The sequence below is a fragment of the Sphingomonas sp. Ant H11 genome (assembly GCF_000797515.1).
GTDB lineage: Bacteria > Pseudomonadota > Alphaproteobacteria > Sphingomonadales > Sphingomonadaceae > Sphingomonas.
Map to the genome: position 1 here is coordinate 1 of NZ_JSBN01000111.1, position 17,956 is coordinate 17,956.

The window sequence follows — 17,956 nt, forward strand, 5'->3', positions numbered from 1 at the left end:
GTCGGCCAGCCGTTCGCCAAGTGACACCACGGTCGTGCGCCGCGCCGCGTCGATCGCCGCGCCGTGCTCGGCCATTTGCGCCTCCAGCGCGGCCAGCCAGTCGCGGTCGGGCGGGCCCTCCTCCCCCAGCAAGCGATTGCGCGCGCGCATCGCGGCTTCATAGCGATTGGCGTGGATGGCATGGCCGGGACTGAGCGCCAGCGTCAGCCGGTCAAGAAAACGCCGCCGCTCGCCCGCCGGCTCAACGAACAACCGGTCCATCGCCGGGGTCAGCCACAAGACCGTGAGCCATTCCGCCAGCGCCGTCGCCGCCACCGCCGCGCCTTGTACGCGCACGATCCGGCGTTCGGGGGCGGCTGCCTGCGTGCCGGTCGCGATCGCAACGTCGCCGACCAGCTCCGCCGCTACGCCAAAACCGCCACGCCCGCCTTGCCGCGCCATTTCCCCCAGGCTCGCACGGCGCAAGCCCCGCCCCGGCGCGAGCAGCGATACGGCTTCGAGCACATTGGTCTTGCCCGCGCCATTTTCGCCCGTCAGCACGACAAAGCCCGGCCCCGGCGCGATCGCCAGATCGGCATGGTTGCGGAAATCGGTCAGGACCAGGCGCGTGAGCATCGCGTCCGCTCTACCCTGTCGCGCAGCTTTCGCAATTTCCGCGCAGCTTTCAGGAACCAAGGCGGCGCTGGTGCGCTGCCGCGCCGAAGGAGACCGTCGATGCGCTTGCCCCTGATCACCCCCGCCGACCTGACCGAGCAGCAAAAGCCGCTCTACGAAGACATGAAGGCGGGCATCGCCTCCAATTTCAACGTGTTCAAGACGGTCAATGCCGATGGCGCGCTGATCGGCCCGTGGAATCCGTGGCTGCACGAGCCGGTGATCGGCAAGGCGGTGTGGGAGCTGACCAAGGCGATGACCGCGCAAGCGACGCTCGACGACAAGCCGCGCCAGATCGCCATCCTGGTGTGCGGCGCGCATTTCGATGCGGCCTATGAAATCTACGCGCACATTGCGGTCGCCGAGCATGAGCAGATGTCGCCGCAGCGCCTGTCCGAGCTTTGCGCCAACATCAAGCCGCACGACCTCTCTCCGCAAGAGAGCGTCGCCTATGATGTGGCCTTTGCGCTGGTCAATGGCGGGGTGCTGCCCGAGCCGTGCTACCGGCTCGCGGTGCACACCTTCGGCCAGCACGGCACCAATGAGCTGATCTATCTGGTCGGGCTGTATGCGTTGGTGTCGATGACGCTCAACGGCTTCAACGTGCCGGTGCCTGAGCGGGATTAGAGCCGCTGGGTTTTAGAGGGGGATACCCGAAATTCCGTTCAGGATGAGATTGTCGAGGGGCCCCTCTCCGCAAGCGCAGCGCTCACGGGGTGGAGGGGTGCCCTTCGACAAGCTCAGGGCGAACGGGGGGAAGTGGCCGCCACCGCCTCCCCCACACCGTTCGGGCTGAGCCTGTCGAAGCCCCCCCACAAGCGAGGATGTCGCCTGCGGAGGGGCGCTTCGACAGGCTCAGGGCGAACGGGGGCGCAGGGTACGATTCGTTTGAAACGCGATCGTGATCGAATCAGGCAGCAACCGGTGCCGCGTCACCACGCCGCTGGCTGAGATAAGAGGCCATCTCCGGCCCCAGCTCGCGCTGCGCCTTCAGATAGGCCGTCGGCGTCGCGATTCCCAACCGTGCGCGCGCCGCGTCAATCGGCTCCGCCAGCAAGGCTTCATAATCCTCGCCCGACAGCCACTGCGCGCGGCGACCGTGACGATAACCTTCCCACACCGCGCGGGCGAACAGCGTGTTGCCGGTCGCCTTCAGGCTCTTCAGCGCCGCCGCCACCGCGATGAACGCCCAGCCGAGCCCGCCGACCTGCGCATAACTGAACGCCACCAGGCATGCTTCGCCGAGCGATTCATCGGCCTGATAGCCAGTCAGCACATGCCAGATGTCATGCGTGTCGCGCACGCGACGACCGAACCACGCATAAGGATGCTGAACCTGATCTTCGTTGATTACCTTGCTGACCGCGACCAGCCCGTCGGCGGAATAGCCGGTTGTTTCCAGAAAGTGGCGATACGCCGCACCGACCGTGCCAGGCCCAAATTGCGCGACAAAGGCCGGATCGGAAAAGCGCGCCGCCAGCTCGACCTGCTCGGAAGCCAGCCGCCCGCCCTGCGTGGTGGCGATCAACCGCGCGTAATTCATCGGCGCGTTGCCGACATTCAGCGCGCGCATGATGCGGAACACCTGCGTCGTGTCGTCGCCATTGGCGAGCAGCTTGCGAATGGCATCAAAGGCGGTGCGCCAGTCGCGACGCCCGGTCGTACCCGGAAAAGGCGGAAGCTTGGCCATCGACTCGATCCTTGCTGACATGCATGTCAATAAAGATCGGGTGCCGCTACGTCAATCGGCCTTTAGGTGGAGGCGTCCCTCACACTCGCATCGGCATCAGCACATACAGCGCGGCAGACTTGTCATTCTCGCGGATCAGCGTCGGCGCAGCGGCGTCGGCCAGATGCACTTCGATCGTGTCGCCCTGAAGCTGGCCGAGAATGTCGAGCAGATAGCGGCTGTTGAAGCCGATCTCGAAGCCCATCGAAGTGTATTCGCCCGGCACTTCTTCCGCCGCCGTGCCATTTTCGGGGCTGGTGACCGAGAGGATGATCTTGTCGCGGTCGAGCGCCATCTTCACCGCGCGCGTCTTCTCGGTCGCGATCGTGCTGACACGGTCGACGCCTTCCTCGAAGCTGCGCGGGTCGATCTTGAGGATCTTGTCATTGCCGGTCGGAATGACGCGCGAATAATCGGGGAAGGTCCCGTCGATCAGCTTGGAGGTGAGCAGCGCCTGGCCGAGATCGAAGCGGATCTTGGTCGCCGACATCGACACGCCGACCGACCCGTCGACTTCGTCGAGTAGCTTGCGCAACTCGGCCACGCACTTCCGCGGGATGATGATATCGGGCATCCCCTCCGCCCCCTCGGGCCGCGGCATGGTGATGCGCGCCAGGCGGTGGCCGTCCGTCGCGGCGGCTTTCAGCACCGGCAGCGGGTCTTCCGACACGTGCCAGAAAATGCCGTTCAGATAATAGCGCGTTTCCTCGGTCGAAATCGCGAAGCGCGTCTTGTCGATGATCTGCTTCAGCGTCTCGGCGGGCAGTTCGAACGACACCGGCAGCTCGCCCTCGGCGATCACCGGGAAATCGTCGCGCGGCAGCGTGCCGAGCTGGAATTTGGCGCGCCCGGCCATGATCGTCAGCTTGCCGTCGGCGGCGGCGAGCGACACCTGGCTGCCTTCGGGCAGCTTGCGGCAAATGTCGAACAGCGTGTGCGCCGACACCGTGGTCGCACCGGGTTGGTCGACTGCGGCGGCAACGGTCTCGTTGATCTGGAGATCGAGATCGGTCGCCATCAGCTTCAGGCCGCCCTCGGCCGTCGCCTCGATCAGCACGTTGGAGAGGATCGGAATGGTGTTACGCCGCTCCACCACCGATTGGACGTGGCTCAAGCCCTTCAACAGAGTCGCCCGTTCGATCGTCGCCTTCATGTCGTTCCCCCGGGCCCATCGCCCACTTCACTCCCGCCGGACGCGTACGCGCCGGGGGCAATTCGCCGTGTCTCTTTCCTTAAACATAAAAGGGGCCGGGCAAGCGCCCCGACCCCCGTTTTACGCCTGCAAACAGGCAGCTTGCATCAGAAGCGGACACCCAGCCCGGCAACGACCTGATGACGGTCGGTGTCGACGCTGAAATTGTTGGTGTTGCCGCCATTGGCATATTCCAGCCGCGCATCGCCATAGTTGGAATAGCGATATTCGAGCTTGGCGTAGGTGGTGCGGCCGATCTTCTGCTCGACACCGGCACCGACGCGATAGCCGTCGAGGTTATAGTGCGCGCCGGTCGTGGTGGTGCCGTTGTTGGCGGTCAAGTCGAGACGGTCGTTGGTGTAACCGCCCTTGGCGTAGATCAACGTCTTCGGTGCGACGACATAGCCGATGCGGGCACCGGCATACAGGTCGCGGCCCTGCTTGACGCGGCCATAGCCGAGCGCGGCGGCGCTGGTCGGTGCGTTGCTGACATCGCCGGTCGAGCCGGTGACTTCACCTTCGGCACCGATCACGAAACGGTTGAGCGCCACGTCATAGCCGAAATCGCCACCATAGGTCAGGCCATCGGCCTTGCGGTCGCTGCTGATGCTGGAATTGGGACCGCGGCCCGGCTGCAGCTTGTCATAGCCAAGGATCACGCCGACGCGGGGGCCGGTGAAGGTTGCATCGTCGCGCGACGGCGGGGGTCCGTCCTGAGCGAAGGCGGGGGCGGCCAGGCCGAGGCCGAAAGCGGCAACGGTGGCGGTGAGGGCTAGCTTGCGCATTAGGGTAACTCCGTTGGTACATCCCACTGGTATTGCGTGGGGAACCCTCAAATAGGCAGCCCGGCGGGGAGTTGCATGAACCTCAGACAACGAGGAAAACCGTTGCTTTTGCGTCACACGGGGTTGAAAGGCAGGCCATGGATTCCAACGCCCAGATGCCGCCACGAAAGGGCCGCGATTTCATCGCCCGCCACGGTGAAACGGTGTTCAACGCCGCCGGACGGTTGCAGGGCGACCATGCCCATACCCCCCTCACCCGTGCCGGTTTTGCCCAGGCCGACGAAATGGGACGGGCACTGCGGGAAAAATTGGGGCCGCGCCCGCCGCTGACGCTATGGGCCTCCCCCACCGGACGCGCGTTGCAGACGCTCGCGGTGATCGCCGAGCATCTCGAACTCGACTGGCATGCGGCGCGTACCGATTCGCGGCTCGTCGAAATCGACATGGCGCGTGGGGCGGACGCTATTACGCGGATCTCGCGGCAGAGGGTGCGCGCGTGGTCGATCGGGATGCCGGCCTGCTGTTTCCCGCACCCGATGGCGAAACCTATCCCGAAATTGCGGCGCGCGTGTCCGGCTGGCTGGCGGATACCGCCGCCGATCATGGCGACCGGCTCGTCATCATGCACGGCATTTCCAGCCGGGTACTGCGCGGGGTGATGACGAACGCTGCGGACACACCCGGTTATGGCGCACCCGCAGCGCCCGGCCTGCCACAGGGGTCGGTCGTGATGATCGATCGCGGCATCGAAAGCGTGGTGCATCTCGGCCTGGGGCACGCGCCTGCATGAAGCGCCGGGTGGCGGTTTTGCTGGTCCTGCTCGCCGCCCCCGCCGCCGCGCGGGAGTCGCTTGGCGTGTTCGATCGCTGGGGGGCCTTTACCGATCCCTCTCCGCTGCGCTGCTACGCGATCGCCGCCCCGGCGCAATCGGGCGGAGCGTCCGCCTGGCGCCCCTTTGCCAGCATCGCCACCTGGCCGGGGCAAGGCGTGCGCAACCAGCTCCACATCCGCCTCAGCCGCGAACGCAATCCGCAATCGCGCGTCACGCTGTCGGTGGGCGAGCGGCGCTTCGATCTGGTCGCGGGCAATGCCGACGCCTGGGCCCCCGATGCGCGCACCGATGCCGCGATCGTCACCGCGATTCGCTCCAGCCGCAGCATGAGTGTCGAGACGCTCGCCAAAAGCGGTGCGCCCTTTGCCGATGTCTATGCGCTGCGCGGAGCCGCAACCGCCATCGACGCGGCATCGCTCGGCTGCCTCAGGCGCTGATATAGGCGCGCAGGCCCGCGACAAGATGATCGAAGGTTGCCCGGATCCGCGCAACGCCACGCAGATCCTCATGCGCAACGACCCAGGTGTCGAGCGCCACCGCTACGGTATCGGGCAAGACCCGCACAAGATCGCGATCGCGCGCCGCCAGCCCGATCTGGCAAAAACCGATTCCCAGGCCTGCGCGAATGGCCGCGAGCTGGGCCAGGTCGTTATCGCTGCGAAAGCCGAAACGCTCGACGTCGATCGGCCAGCCTTGCGCCCGCATCCCGCGCAAGATGGCATTGTCATGCTCCACGCCGATGATGCGATGCCCGGCGAGCTCGGCAACGCTGTCCGGCGTCCCGTACTGGGCGAGATAGTCGCGCCGCGCGTGCAGGCCGAGCGGCACATCGCCGACGCGCTGTGCGACCAGCGCGTCTTGCGTCGGGCGGACCATGCGTACCGCGATATCGGCCTCGCGCCGCAAGACATCCTCATTGCGGTTGGTCGGCGACAAGTCGATCATCAAGCCCGGATGCGCACGTTGTAACCCCGCAAGGATCGGCGGCAGCACTTCGACCGCGATGATCTCGCTCGCCGAGATGCGCACGCGCCCGGCGACCTCGGCCGAAACGCTCGCCGCGCGGGCGAAGGCGGCGGCGGCATGGTCCATCGCCTCGGCATGGCCCGCCACCGCGCGGCCTGCCTCGGTTGGCTGCAACCCGCCCGGTGTGCGGGTGAACAGCGCTGCCCCCGTCGCCGCCTCCAGCTCGGCGATCCGCCGCCGCACCGTCGGCTGGGCGATATCCAGCAGCCGCGCCGCGCCGGACAGGCTGCCCGTCCGCAGCACCGCCAGAAAGGCGCGCTGACGCTCCCAGTCGATCGAGTCGATGCTCATCATTTTTGTATAGGCGGCCTGGCAGTTCTTGCCAATTTTCGACAACCCCCTGGGCGCGTATCTCCATGTCGCAGCAACAGGAGGCGCAGATGACCTACAAAACGGCTTTGATCTTGGGTGCCAATGGCGGCGTCGGCGGGGAAACCGCACGGGCGTTGATCGCGCACGGCTGGCAAGTGCGCGCGCTGACACGAACGCCGCGCGCCGCGCAGCCTGGCATCACCTGGCTCGCCGGCGACGCGATGGACGCCGCCGCCGTGCTCGATGCCGCACACGGCGTCGATGCGATCGTCCATGCGGTCAACCCGCCCGGCTATCGCAACTGGAGCAGGCTGGTGCTGCCAATGCTCGACAACAGCATCGCCGCGGCCCAGGCGGTGGGCGCGCGGCTCGCCTTGCCAGGCACGATCTACAATTACGATGTCGGCACCATCGCCGTCGCCATGGTGGACTCTCCGCAGCAGCCGGTGACGCGCAAAGGTGCCATCCGCGTCGCGATGGAACAGCGCATCGAAGCGGCCTGTCGCGGCGGAATGCGCGCTGTCATCCTGCGCGCTGGCGACTTTTTCGGGCCGCGCCCGGGTGGCAGTTGGCTGTCACAGGGCATGGTCACCCCGGGCAAGCCGGTTACCGCCATCACCTATCCCGGCGATCGCGGCATCGGCCATAGCTGGGCCTATCTGCCCGATGTCGGCGAGACCTTCGCGCAATTGCTCGACCGGGACGCCACGCTGCCGGATTTCGCGCGCTATCATTTCGCGGGCTATTACGACCCCGACGGCACGCTGTTCCCAGGTGCCATCCGCCACGCCGTCGGCAATCCTGCGCTGCCCGTGCGGCGGATGCCCTGGGCGCTGCTGCCGCTGATCGCACCGTTCAACGCGACCATGCGCGAATTGATCGAGATGCGCACCTTCTGGCGCAACCCGCTCGCGCTCGACCATCGCGATCTGGTGGCACTATTGGGCGCGGAACCGCACACCCCGCTCGACCAGGCGATGGCCACGACGCTGCGCGCGCTCGGCTGCCTGCCGCACGAAAATCGGCGGGAGTAGAAAAAGCGGGCATTTTAGCCTATGTGCCCCGGATGCAGACAGCTCCAGCCCTCTCCATGCCCATTCCGGGGCATATCGATCCCGTACCCGTGCCGCGCGCGCTGGTGCCTCGCAGCGACGGGCGAATCGATTTGCTCGGCCTGTCCAAGGCCGATTTGCGGTTGGCGCTGGAAACTTCGCAGCTCGACCCCAAACAGGCGAAATTGCGCGCCAAGCAATTGTGGCATTGGATCTACAATCGCGGCGTCACCGATTTTGCGCTGATGACCGACATTTCCAAGGCCATGCAGCCCTGGCTGGAACAGCGGTTCACGATCAGCCGCCCGCAAGTGGTCGAGGCGCAAGTGTCGACCGACGGCACGCGCAAATGGCTGCTGCGCACCGATGACGGCAATGATTATGAGATGGTGTTCATCCCCGACGCCGATCGCGGCACTTTGTGCGTGTCGAGCCAGGTCGGCTGCACGCTCAACTGCCGCTTCTGCCACACCGGCACGATGCGGCTGGTGCGCAACCTGACGCCGGGCGAGATTGTCGGGCAAGTGATGCTCGCGCGCGACGCGCTGGGCGAATGGCCGAGCCAGCCCGAGGGGCGGATGCTCACCAACATCGTGATGATGGGCATGGGCGAGCCGCTCTACAATTTCGACAATGTCCGCGATGGTCTGAAGATCGTGATGGATGGCGACGGCATCGGCCTGTCACGCCGCCGCATCACGCTGTCGACCAGCGGCGTCGTGCCGCTGATGGCGCGCGCGGGCGAAGAGATTTCGGTCAACCTCGCGGTGTCGCTTCACGCCGTCACCAACGAGATCCGCGACGAGATCGTCCCCATCAACCGCAAGTACAAGCTCGAGCAGGTGCTCCAAGCGTGCGCGGATTATCCGGGGGCCAACAATGCGCGGCGCATCACCTTCGAATATGTGATGCTCAAGGACAAGAATGACAGCGACGCCGATGCGCGCGAGCTGGTGCGGCTGCTGAAGAAATACGATCTGCCCGCCAAGGTGAACCTGATCCCGTTCAACCCCTGGCCCGGCGCGCCCTATGAATGTTCGACGCCCGAGCGGATCAAATCCTTCTCCAACATCGTGTTCGATTCCGGCATCAGCGCGCCGGTGCGCACCCCGCGTGGACGCGACATCGATGCCGCCTGCGGGCAGCTGAAAACCGCCAGCGAAAAGCGGACCCGCGCCGAGCTCGACCGGCTGGCCGAGGAAAAGCAGGCGGCGCTGGGTTAACCCCCCGTGTTCCTGCGCTGGCAGGAACCCAGGGTTACGGGCGTGGCGCTTGCAGCCCTGGGCTCCTGCCAGCGCAGGAGCACGGCGGAGGTCAGCGAGCTGCACACCTTGCCTCGCCCGGTCGCGCGCGTCACAAACCGGTCTGGCGGAATGTGCGGCACGGTCGATGCCGGGACAAAGCCCGGCATGACGGAATGACGGTGGATCTGACGACAATCGGCCTCGCTGCAGGCGCGGGCCTTCTAGGCGGCGCGATGAACGCGCTGGCGGGCGGCGGCACCTTCGCCACGCTGCCCGCGCTGATCGCGCTCGGCCTGCCTGCCAACACCGCCAACGCCACCTCCAACCTCGCTTTGTTGCCGGGGGCCGCGACCAGCGCCTGGGCGTTTCGCGACGAATTGCAGCCGATCGGCGGGGTTCGCATCCGCTTGCTCGCCGCAATCACCTTTGTCGGCGGCCTGGCCGGCAGCGCGCTGCTCTGGGCGACGCCGACGCATGTGTTCGACTTGCTGATCCCGTGGCTGCTGCTGTTCGCCTTCGTCGTCATCACCTTCGGCAAACGCGCCGCCGATGCGCTGCACAGCCGCGTCACCATCACGCCGCACATGCTGGTGGTCGTGCAGGCGGCGCTCGGCATTTATGGTGGCTATTTCGGCGGCGGCGTCGGGTTGATGACCACCGCCGTCTATGGCCTGCTCGCGGGCGTTTCGCCGCGCGCCCTGTTCGCGCCGCGCACCTTGATGCTCGCCATCGCCAATGCCGCCGCCGCGATCATTTTCATCCTCGCCGGGCTGATCGCCTGGGCCGCGTGCTTGCCGATGCTGGTCGGCGCGGTCTTCGGCGGCTGGATCGGCGCGCATATCGGCAAGCGCCTGTCACACGGCGTGGTGCGCGGCTGGACCTTGTTCGTCACCGGCGCGACCACTTTGGTGTTTTTCTGGCGCGCCTATTTCTGAAGTGCGAGCAAGGCCGCGACGATCTTGCCGTCGTCCTTCTCATCGATCGTCGCTTTATAGGCACCGCGCATCTTGGTCACTTCGGCCTGCCATTGCTCGGGCTTGAGCTTGGGCTGGCTCAGGATCAAATCGGGCGAATGGCACGCCGTGCAGTTGACCGTCACGATCTCGGCACTGGCGGGCAGCGTCACCGTCTCGTCGGGCAAAGTGATGCTTTGCGAGGTCAGCGCGATCGGCGCGCCCGTGCCGCGCAGCGACTCGGGCGTGGCATAACGCTCGCACCCGGCCAGCAGCGCCACTGCGGCCAGCGCGACGATCGATCCAAGCCGTCGCATCATGCCCGGGTCACCTTCATCGTCTCGATGCTGTTGCGCATATAGCCACCGGGGTTCCAGATCGGATCGAAGCGTTGCGTCTCACCATTGGTGTTGGTGGTGCGCACCGCCACCGTCTGCGCGCCCGGCGGGACGGAAGCCGCCCAGCGCCGGAAACCGTAGCGCCCCGCATCGGGGCCAAGCTGCGCCGGATGCCAGCTCTTGCCGCCATCGATCGACCAGTCGACCTTGGCCACGCCAGCCGCCCCACCCAGCGCGATGCCGCGCACCGCGCCCACATCGGCGCGCGTGAAAAAGGCACGCGGCAGCATCCGCCCGATCGGCACGGTCGGAAAATCCTTGGCCCCCGGCACCACGTTTGCGCGCGGGGTCGCCGGGATGCGATAGGCCTTGTCCATCCAATAGCCGGTGTCGGGCGCGGCGAGCACGGTGATGCGGTCAAGCGCCTTGACCCAATAGGTCGAGAACCAGCCCGGCACGATCAGCCGCAGCGGAAAGCCGTTGAGCAGCGGGAGTTGCGCACCGTTCATGCCGTACGCCACGATCACCTCGTCGGCGCGGGCATGGTCGATCGCCAGCGACTTGGCGAACCACGGCGCATCGCCCGGTGGACGATCGAGCCCGGCAAACTGCACCTGCACCGCGCCCGGCGCGACGCCTGCACGTTCCAGCAGATCGCGCAAACGCACCCCGGTCCACAGCGCATTGCCGATCGCGCCATTGCCCCATTGCGCGCCCGCCACGCGCGGACCGAAAGCCCCACGCGAATTGCCCGAACATTGGTTGACCGCCGCGATCTCGACTTGCGGCAGCGACTGTAGCTGCTTGAGGCTCAGCGACAGCGGGTGCTTGACCGCCCCGCCGACCTGCAAGCGGAAGCTGTCGACATCGACCGACAGCGGAATGTCGGCATAATGCCAGCGCACGAAGAAGCGGTCGTTCGGGGTGAAGGTCGATGCGCCCAATTCCCCGTCAAACGCCGCCATCGGCGTTTCGAGCAGCGGCGCGCGCACGCGCTGCAGGATCATGCCGCGCTTGCCCGGAAAAGCATCGGTCAGCGGGCGGCGGCCATCGCCCTGCGAAAAGCCAAGATCGACCAGGGATTGCGCCCACAGCGGACTGCTCGCCAGTGCGCCCGCACCGAGCGTCAGCGCGCTGCGCCGCGCGATGGGTTGGCGGAGCCACTCAGCCATGCTGGATCGCCAGCGGCGCAAAGCGCGCGACTTGCTGCCCGACCAGCGAAAGCTGTTCGATCACGGCGGGGTCGCTCGCGCCGCCCTCGGCATCGAATTTGGTGAGTTGCGTGTTGACCGCCGCCGCGAACGGCGTCGGCCAGCCGCGCAGGGCATGGACGATCGAGCGCAGCGCGGCGATGGTGCTGCCCGTCGCCTGCCAGCCATAGGCCGTCGCGATCAAGCCGACCGGCATATCGGCCAGATATGGACGATGCGGATCGCGCGCGGTTTCCTCGAGCAAGTCGAGCGCATTCTTGACCACGCCCGAAATGCTGCCGTGATAGCCGGGCGAGGCGATGATCAGCGCCGAGGCTTGCCGCACGGTATCGACGAACTCGCGCTCCTGCGGGGTCCGCGTCGTCGCTCTTGGATCATAAAGCGGCAGCTGCGCCATGTCGGCACCGCCGAACATGCGCGTGCGAAAACCTTCGCGTGCCGCCGCGTCCAGCGCGATCGCCAGCGCGCGCTCGGTCGAGGACACCCCTCCGATCGTGCCGCCAATCCCGACGACAAGGGGCAGATCGGGCGCGGAATCGGCCATCGGGGAAATCTTTCGCAGCGGGGCGGCACACGGCCACGGTCCGCGTTCGATAGCGGGCGCGCGCGCCGGGCTCAATCGCCAACTGGGGCCCGATCGGCTCCCCCTCGCGCCTTGCCCCCCGCGCTGCTACACCCGGCATCGATGCGTGACCCTTGCTTGCACGATCTGTTTTATATGAGTAACACACGCTTTCGGTGTAGCGGGATCTAGTCCATGCGTTCCTATCCCTTCGATCCGGCCGATCGGCCGCAGCGCGCGGACGATGCGCTCGAGCTGACCGGCGGTATGCCGCCGCCCGAACGTCATGGGGGGCCGAGCTACCAGGCCGAGGGTGAGCCTTACGCCGATGAGGACGACGGCTATACGACCACCCTGCCGGTGGTGCAGCGGCCCAACCGGCTGCGCTGGGTCATGCGCGGCATCGCCGCGCTGATCGTATTGTTCGTGTTCGCGGTCGGCTGGCTCGCGGTCACCGCGCCCTTGTCGAAATCGTTGCAGCCGCCGACCCCGCCCAGCATCACCCTGCTCGCCGATGACGGCACGCCGATCGCGCGGCGCGGCGCGATCCTGGGGGCACCGGTCGATGCCGCCAAGCTGCCCAAAAACGTCACCAACGCGTTCCTGGCGATCGAGGACCGGCGCTTCCGCACGCATTGGGGGATCGATCCGCGCGGCATCACCCGCGCTTTCTTCCACAACATCACCTCCAAGGGGCGCGACCAGGGCGGCAGCACGATCACGCAGCAGCTCGCCAAGAACGCCTTTCTCGATTCGGATCGCACCGCCGCGCGAAAGATTCGCGAAGTGATGATCGCCTTCTGGCTGGAGGCGTGGCTGACTAAGGACCAGATCCTGTCGCGCTATCTGTCGAACGTCTATTTCGGCGACAACGTCTATGGCCTGCGCGCCGCCGCGCGGCATTATTTCGGGCGCACGCCGGAAAATCTGTCGATCGGCCAGGCGGCGATGCTGGCCGGGCTGGTCAAGGCCCCATCCAAGCTCGCCCCCACGATCAACCTGAAGGCGCGCGCGATCGCGCCGCCTTGGTCGTCGCGGCGATGGTCGATGCGGGCTTTCTCGATAAGGCAGAGGCCGCCACGGTCCGTCCGGCGCGCCCGATCGCCGACCATACCCAGGTGCTGCCCAACGGCACCTATTTCGCCGATTGGGTACTGCCCGAGGCGCGCGACCGCGCGGGCGAGATCGCGACGGAGACGACGGTGCAGACCACGCTCGACCGCCGCCTGCAACGCGCCGCCGAACATGCGGTCCGGCGTGCGGGCTTGCGCCAGGCGCAAGTTGCGCTGGTGGCGATGCGGCCGGACGGGCGCGTGGTCGCGATGGTCGGCGGCAAATCCTATGCCGACAGCCCGTTCAACCGCGCCACGCAAGCCCAGCGCCAGCCGGGCTCGGCGTTCAAGCTGTTCGTCTATCTCGCGGCGATGCGCCACGGCCTGACGCCCGATTCGGTAATCGACGACAAGCCCATCACCATCGCCAATTGGTCGCCCAAGAACGCCGATGGCCGCTATCTCGGGCCGATCACGCTGCGCCAGGCGTTCGCGCGCTCCTCCAACGTGGCAGCAGCACGGATCACCCAGCAAGTCGGCGTCGCCAACGTCATCCAGGCGGCACGCGACTTGGGCGTGACCTCGCCCATCCCCAATGAAGCGACGATCGCGCTCGGCACGTCGAGCATGTCGCTGCTCGAACTGACCTCGGCTTATGCCGCGATTCTCGCCGAACGCTATCCGGTCCATGCACACGGGCTGGAGGCCGCTCCGGCGGAGCACGGGATCATCGCCGCGCTCACCGATCGCACCCATTCGCTCGATGGCACCATCCATGACGAGATGCTCGATCTGCTCTCCGCCTCGGCCGAGACGGGCACCGGGCGCGCCGCCGCTCTGTCGGTCAAGACCTATGGCAAGACCGGTACCACGCAGGACAGCCGCGACGCGCTGTTCGTCGGCTTCGCCAATGGGCTCGTGGTCGGCGTGTGGGTCGGCAATGACGACAACACCCCCAATGCCGGGCTGTCGGGCGGCGGCATTCCGGCGCGGGTGTGGCGCGATTTCATGCAGACCGCGCTCGGCGTCGGCCCCGCCGCCGCGCCGGAACCGGTCGAAGAAGTCGATCCCGATGCGGGCAATTCGCTGGGCGACGCGCTCGAAAACTTCCTCGATCCCAGCGCGATTCCCCCGGTCGAGGGCGAGATTCCGGGCGTCGGACGGATACGGTTGCGCAATGGCGAAATCGACTTCGCGCCACCGCCCGACCAGCGCGACCGCCGCCGCGATGCCCCCGACGATCGCGCCCCGCGCCGCGACCAGAGTGATCCGAACGACGACCAATAGCGCCGGTTGACGCCGGGCAAGCACGCCCGCATTGCTGTGCCATGCGCTTCTTCTCCGACAATGCCGCCCCCGTCCACGCCACCGTCCTCGCTGCCATGGCCGACGCCAATGTGCTCGACACCGCGTATGACGGCGACGGCTGGAGCAAGCAGCTCGACGCGCGTTTTTTCGGAGCTGTTCGAAACCCCGGTTCGCGCGCTGTGGGTGCCCTCGGGCACGGCGGCCAATTGCCTCGCGCTCGCCGCTCTGTGCCCGCCGCATGGCGCGATCGTCTGCCACCGCGACGCGCATATCCAGAATGACGAAGCCGGCGCGCCCGAATTCTACACGCACGGTGCCAAATTACTGCTGGCCGAGGGCGAGGGCGCGAAGCTGACCCCCGATTCGATCCGCGCCCTGCTCGATGCGACGCGCACCGACGTCCACCAGGTCCAGCCGCACGCCATCTCGATCACCAACGCCACCGAATATGGGCTGGTCTACTCCCCCAATGACGTCGCCGCGATCGGCCATCTCGCGCGCGAACGCGGGCTCGGCCTGCATATGGACGGTGCGCGCTTCGCCAATGCGGTCGCGCATCTCGGCTGCGCCCCCGCCGACGTGACGTGGCGTGCCGGGGTCGATGCGCTGAGCTTCGGCTTTATCAAAAATGGCGGGATGAGCGCCGAGGCGCTGATCTTCTTCAAGCCCGAGCTTGCCGCCGCGACGCTCTATCGCCGCAAGCGCGCCGGGTTGCTATTGTCCAAAGGCCGCTATCTCGCGGCGCAATTGCTGGCGATGCTCGACGGCGATCTGTGGCTCGATCTGGCGCGGGGTGCCAATGCCGGGGCGGCCTTGCTGGCGCAGGCTGCGGGCGACCGGCTGGTCAACCCGGTCGAGGCGAACGAAGTGTTCCTGCGCGTCACCGCCACCGAGGCCGAGGCACTGCGCGCACTTGGTTTCGATTTCTATGACTGGGGTCCGGGCGAAGCGCGACTGGTGGTTTCGTGGAATCAGCGCCCCGAGGACATCCGCCCGCTCGCCGATGCGATCGCCGCGCTTTGAGCGGCGATCCGCCCCCCAATTCGAGCCGTCTCGCGATCCTGATCCCGTTCGGCATCGTCACGCTGATCTGGGGGTCGACCTGGTTGGTCATTCGCGGGCAATTGGGCGTGGTGCCGCCAAGCTGGTCGGTCACCTATCGCTTCCTCATCGCCGGGATCGTGATGCTCGGCTATGCCGCCGTCCGACGCGAGCGCGTCCAGCTCGATGCGCGCGGCTGGGGCTTTGCCGCCTTGCTCGGGCTGATGCAATTCTGCCTCAACTTCAATTTCGTCTATCGTGCCGAGGCGCATATCGCCTCCGGGCTGGTGGCGGTGGTGTTCGCGCTGATGCTGTTGCCCAACGCCTTGTTCGGGCTCATTTTTCTCGGCCAGCGGCTCGGGCGGCAATTGCTCGTCGGGGTCGGCGTGGCGATGGTCGGGGTCACCCTCCTGTTCCTGCGCGAAATGCGGATCGATCCGCATGGTCCCGGCGAAGTGATGACCGGGATCGGCTTTACCACGCTGGCGATCTTCTCCGCCTCGACCGCCAATGTCATGCAGGCACGCGCACCGCGCGCGCCTATCCGATGATCCCGACGCTCGGCGTGGCCATGCTGATCGGCGCGTCGTTCGACGCCGCCTTCGCCTGGGTGACGACCGGGCCACCGGTGATCGAGCCGACTTTACCCTATCTCGCCGCCACGCTCTATCTCGGCGTGTTCGCCTCGGCGATCGCCTTCCCGCTCTATTTCGGCGTGCTCCGCGTGATCGGCCCGGCCAAGGCGGCCTATTCGGGCGTGCTCGTCCCCGTCATCGCCATGTGCCTGTCGACCCTGTTCGAGGGCTATCGCTGGTCGCTGCTCGCCGGGGCAGGCGCGGCGCTGGTGATCGGCGGCCTGATCATCGCGCTCAGGGCACGCAGACCCGCGCGGTAATCGGGGTAGAGCGGTCTCCAGCCGAGCACGCGCTTCGCCTTGCCGTTGGCCACCCGCCGATTCTCGGCATAGAAACCGCGCGCATTGGCGACAGCGTCTCCAGCGGCACGAAGGCAGGCGCGGCGAGCCCCAACAGCCGCGCCGCGAACGCCACCACCGCATTCTGGCTGGCCGGGACATCGTCGGCGAGATTGTACGCGCCGGGCGGGGCCGCAAACCCCGCGATCACCCCGCGGGCTATGTCGTCGACATGGCAACGGCTGAACACCTGGTCGGCGACATCGACGCGGTGCGCCATACCGCTGGCGACACGATCCAGCGGCGACCGCCCCGGACCGTAAATACCCGGTAAGCGAAACACCCCAGCGCCGATCTCCTGCCACGCGGCATCGGCTTCGGCCCGCGCATTGCGGCGACCGCTGCCGATCGCGGCGCTCTCATCGACCCACGCCCCGCCAGCATCGCCGTAAACCCCGGTCGAGGACAGGTAGCCGAGCCACGCCCCGCTCGCGCGCAGGGCTGTGCCATAGGTGACCAGCACCGGATCGATCTCGCCCGCAGGCGGCACCGAGGACAGGATATGCGTCGCCGCGCCCAGTTCCAGCGCAACCGCCGCGCCATCATCGAAGCGGATCGTACCGTCGCGCCCGTCGCGCGTGGTGCCGACCACCACCCCGCCTGCGCCGCGCACCCGCGCCGCCAGCACTTGCGCGGTATAGCCAAGCCCGAAGATCAGCAGCCGCACATCACTTCGCCCCATAGCCATTGTACAGCAACCCGAAGAAATCGCCCTTGTTCCAGCGCGGCCGCGCATCGCCATCGGCAATCGCGCGTGCGATCGCATAATTGGCATCGACGAAGCGGATGCCCTGCGCCCAGTCGATCGGCTGCGACAGGTCGTCGGCCGGCTGGTGATAGCGGTGCGCGAAGAACTCCGCCGTCGCCGCCTTGCCCGGCCCCTTCTGCCCTGGCCACAGGAACACCGAGGGCACGCCTTGCTGGACGAAGCGATAATGATCGGAGCGCACGAAAATGCCCTGCGCCGGATCGGGATCGGGCGACATCGTCACCCCCAAGGTGCCGACCGCCTGCGCGACGATCGGCCCCAAGGTTGAGCGATCGGCCCCGAACACCGTCATGTCTTCAAAGGCGTAAGACAGGATCGGCATATCGAGATTGACGTCGGCGACGATGCTGGAGATCGGCACGGTCGGGTGCTTGGCGAAATAGTCGGAGCCGACCAGCCCCTTCTCCTCCGCCGTCACTGCCAGGAACAGGATCGAGCGGCGCGGGCGCTTGCCCGAAGCCTTGAAACGCTTGGCTTCCTCGATCAGCGAGGCGATACCGACGGCGTTGTCCTCCGCGCCATTATAGATCGTGTCGCCCTTGGCATCGGGCCGCCCGACGCGAGATGATCGAGATGCGCCGACAGCACGACCACCTCCTTGGCGAGCTTGGGGTCGCTGCCGGGCAGCATCCCGGCGACATTGCCGCTGCCCATCGCCTCGAACGCCGTCTTCAGCGACACCGTCATGCTGACGCCCAGCGGCTCCGCGCGGAGAACCGCCTCGCGGTCGGCTGAAGCTTTGACGATATCGCTCCAGGGCGCCTTCGCGCCCGCGAACAGCTTGGCCGCCCCGGTCGCGCTGAGCGTCGCCAGCACCGGCGCGCCGACGGTCTCGCCCGTGCCATTGGCGCGCGCCCAGGTCGTGCGCGGCCGGTCGAAGCCCGCCCCGTTCCCCGGCAGAGGACCCCGCGTCAGCACCACCA

Annotated in this window: 14 protein-coding genes and 6 pseudogenes; 9 read left to right on the top strand and 11 right to left on the bottom strand. The window is 67.0% G+C overall.

The window, feature by feature from the left end:
• Window positions 1–615 (bottom strand): AAA family ATPase (locus tag NW75_RS17930; RefSeq protein ID WP_033966572.1); only part of this gene is annotated, 615 nt, incomplete at its 3' end.
• A 99-nt stretch (window positions 616–714) separates the two neighbouring features.
• Between NW75_RS17930 and NW75_RS17935 the strand changes: the two genes are divergently transcribed.
• A complete protein-coding gene (locus NW75_RS17935) occupies window positions 715–1,281 on the top strand; it encodes a carboxymuconolactone decarboxylase family protein (protein WP_033966588.1) in 567 nt (188 codons plus the stop codon).
• A 283-nt stretch (window positions 1,282–1,564) separates the two neighbouring features.
• Here the strand turns inward: NW75_RS17935 and NW75_RS17940 are convergent, their stop codons facing one another.
• The 4 genes from NW75_RS17940 to NW75_RS27525 all read right to left on the bottom strand — a co-directional run bounded on the left by NW75_RS17940 (window position 1,565) and on the right by NW75_RS27525 (window position 4,599).
• Window positions 1,565–2,344 (bottom strand): Coq4 family protein, encoded by a 780-nt coding sequence (locus NW75_RS17940; protein ID WP_033966573.1) that lies wholly within the window; start codon window positions 2,342–2,344, stop codon window positions 1,565–1,567.
• Between the two features lie 79 nt (window positions 2,345–2,423).
• Complete coding sequence (gene dnaN / locus NW75_RS17945; RefSeq protein ID WP_033966574.1) at window positions 2,424–3,536, bottom strand: DNA polymerase III subunit beta; 1,113 nt, start codon at window positions 3,534–3,536, stop codon at window positions 2,424–2,426.
• A gap of 146 nt (window positions 3,537–3,682) precedes the next feature.
• Window positions 3,683–4,360, bottom strand: coding sequence for an outer membrane protein (locus tag NW75_RS17950; RefSeq protein ID WP_033966575.1), 678 nt, complete (start codon window positions 4,358–4,360; stop codon window positions 3,683–3,685).
• Window positions 4,361–4,473: 113 nt separating this feature from the next.
• Window positions 4,474–4,599: a hypothetical protein gene (locus NW75_RS27525; protein WP_269430351.1), complete on the bottom strand. Its 126-nt coding sequence runs from the start codon at window positions 4,597–4,599 to the stop codon at window positions 4,474–4,476.
• Here NW75_RS27525 and NW75_RS17955 point away from each other — a divergent pair.
• Together NW75_RS17955 and NW75_RS17960 are read left to right on the top strand one after the other, a co-directional pair.
• Window positions 4,564–5,150: pseudogene (locus NW75_RS17955) on the top strand (histidine phosphatase family protein). The gene NW75_RS27525 and the pseudogene NW75_RS17955 overlap by 36 nt on opposite strands.
• The gene (locus NW75_RS17960; RefSeq protein ID WP_033966576.1) at window positions 5,147–5,629 is read left to right on the top strand and encodes a hypothetical protein; all 483 of its coding nucleotides are present in this window, start codon (window positions 5,147–5,149) and stop codon (window positions 5,627–5,629) included. Before NW75_RS17955 ends, NW75_RS17960 begins: the two are co-directional and overlap by 4 nt.
• Here NW75_RS17960 and NW75_RS17965 read toward each other — a convergent pair.
• The gene (locus tag NW75_RS17965) at window positions 5,619–6,509 is read right to left on the bottom strand and encodes a LysR family transcriptional regulator (RefSeq protein WP_033966577.1); all 891 of its coding nucleotides are present in this window, start codon (window positions 6,507–6,509) and stop codon (window positions 5,619–5,621) included. The two genes, NW75_RS17960 and NW75_RS17965, sit on opposite strands and share 11 nt — an antisense overlap.
• 89 nt (window positions 6,510–6,598) lie before the next feature.
• Here NW75_RS17965 and NW75_RS17970 point away from each other — a divergent pair, with 89 nt between their 5' ends.
• The 3 genes from NW75_RS17970 to NW75_RS17980 all read left to right on the top strand — a co-directional run bounded on the left by NW75_RS17970 (window position 6,599) and on the right by NW75_RS17980 (window position 9,761).
• Window positions 6,599–7,564, top strand: a complete 966-nt coding sequence (locus tag NW75_RS17970; protein ID WP_033966589.1) for an NAD(P)H-binding protein — start codon at window positions 6,599–6,601, stop codon at window positions 7,562–7,564.
• Window positions 7,565–7,596: 32 nt separating this feature from the next.
• On the top strand, window positions 7,597–8,805 hold the full coding sequence (gene rlmN / locus NW75_RS17975) for a 23S rRNA (adenine(2503)-C(2))-methyltransferase RlmN (RefSeq protein ID WP_033966579.1): 1,209 nt from the start codon (window positions 7,597–7,599) through the stop codon (window positions 8,803–8,805).
• Window positions 8,806–8,999: 194 nt separating this feature from the next.
• Window positions 9,000–9,761: a sulfite exporter TauE/SafE family protein gene (locus tag NW75_RS17980; RefSeq protein WP_033966581.1), complete on the top strand. Its 762-nt coding sequence runs from the start codon at window positions 9,000–9,002 to the stop codon at window positions 9,759–9,761.
• Here the strand turns inward: NW75_RS17980 and NW75_RS17985 are convergent.
• The 3 genes from NW75_RS17985 to NW75_RS17995 are packed head-to-tail and all read right to left on the bottom strand — an operon-like array spanning window position 9,752 to window position 11,872.
• Window positions 9,752–10,099 (bottom strand): hypothetical protein, encoded by a 348-nt coding sequence (locus NW75_RS17985; protein WP_033966582.1) that lies wholly within the window; start codon window positions 10,097–10,099, stop codon window positions 9,752–9,754. The genes NW75_RS17980 and NW75_RS17985 overlap by 10 nt on opposite strands.
• Window positions 10,096–11,289 (bottom strand): molybdopterin-dependent oxidoreductase, encoded by a 1,194-nt coding sequence (locus tag NW75_RS17990; protein WP_137902465.1) that lies wholly within the window; start codon window positions 11,287–11,289, stop codon window positions 10,096–10,098. The genes NW75_RS17985 and NW75_RS17990 overlap by 4 nt, the downstream gene beginning before the upstream one ends.
• Window positions 11,282–11,872 (bottom strand): NADPH-dependent FMN reductase, encoded by a 591-nt coding sequence (locus NW75_RS17995; protein WP_033966586.1) that lies wholly within the window; start codon window positions 11,870–11,872, stop codon window positions 11,282–11,284. The genes NW75_RS17990 and NW75_RS17995 overlap by 8 nt, the downstream gene beginning before the upstream one ends.
• A gap of 213 nt (window positions 11,873–12,085) precedes the next feature.
• Between NW75_RS17995 and NW75_RS18000 the strand changes: the two are divergent.
• The 3 pseudogenes from NW75_RS18000 to NW75_RS18010 all read left to right on the top strand — a co-directional run bounded on the left by NW75_RS18000 (window position 12,086) and on the right by NW75_RS18010 (window position 16,186).
• Window positions 12,086–14,229 (top strand): annotated as a pseudogene (locus NW75_RS18000) (transglycosylase domain-containing protein).
• Between the two features lie 41 nt (window positions 14,230–14,270).
• Window positions 14,271–15,273, top strand: a pseudogene (locus NW75_RS18005) (threonine aldolase family protein).
• Window positions 15,270–16,186 (top strand): annotated as a pseudogene (locus tag NW75_RS18010) (DMT family transporter). Before NW75_RS18005 ends, NW75_RS18010 begins: the two co-directional pseudogenes overlap by 4 nt.
• On the opposite strand, the pseudogene NW75_RS18015 reads toward NW75_RS18010, so the two are convergent.
• Window positions 16,096–16,946 (bottom strand): annotated as a pseudogene (locus NW75_RS18015) (NAD(P)-dependent oxidoreductase). The pseudogenes NW75_RS18010 and NW75_RS18015 overlap by 91 nt on opposite strands.
• Window positions 16,933–17,956 (bottom strand): annotated as a pseudogene (locus NW75_RS28405) (M28 family peptidase); the annotation flags it as partial. The pseudogenes NW75_RS28405 and NW75_RS18015, both read right to left, overlap by 14 nt.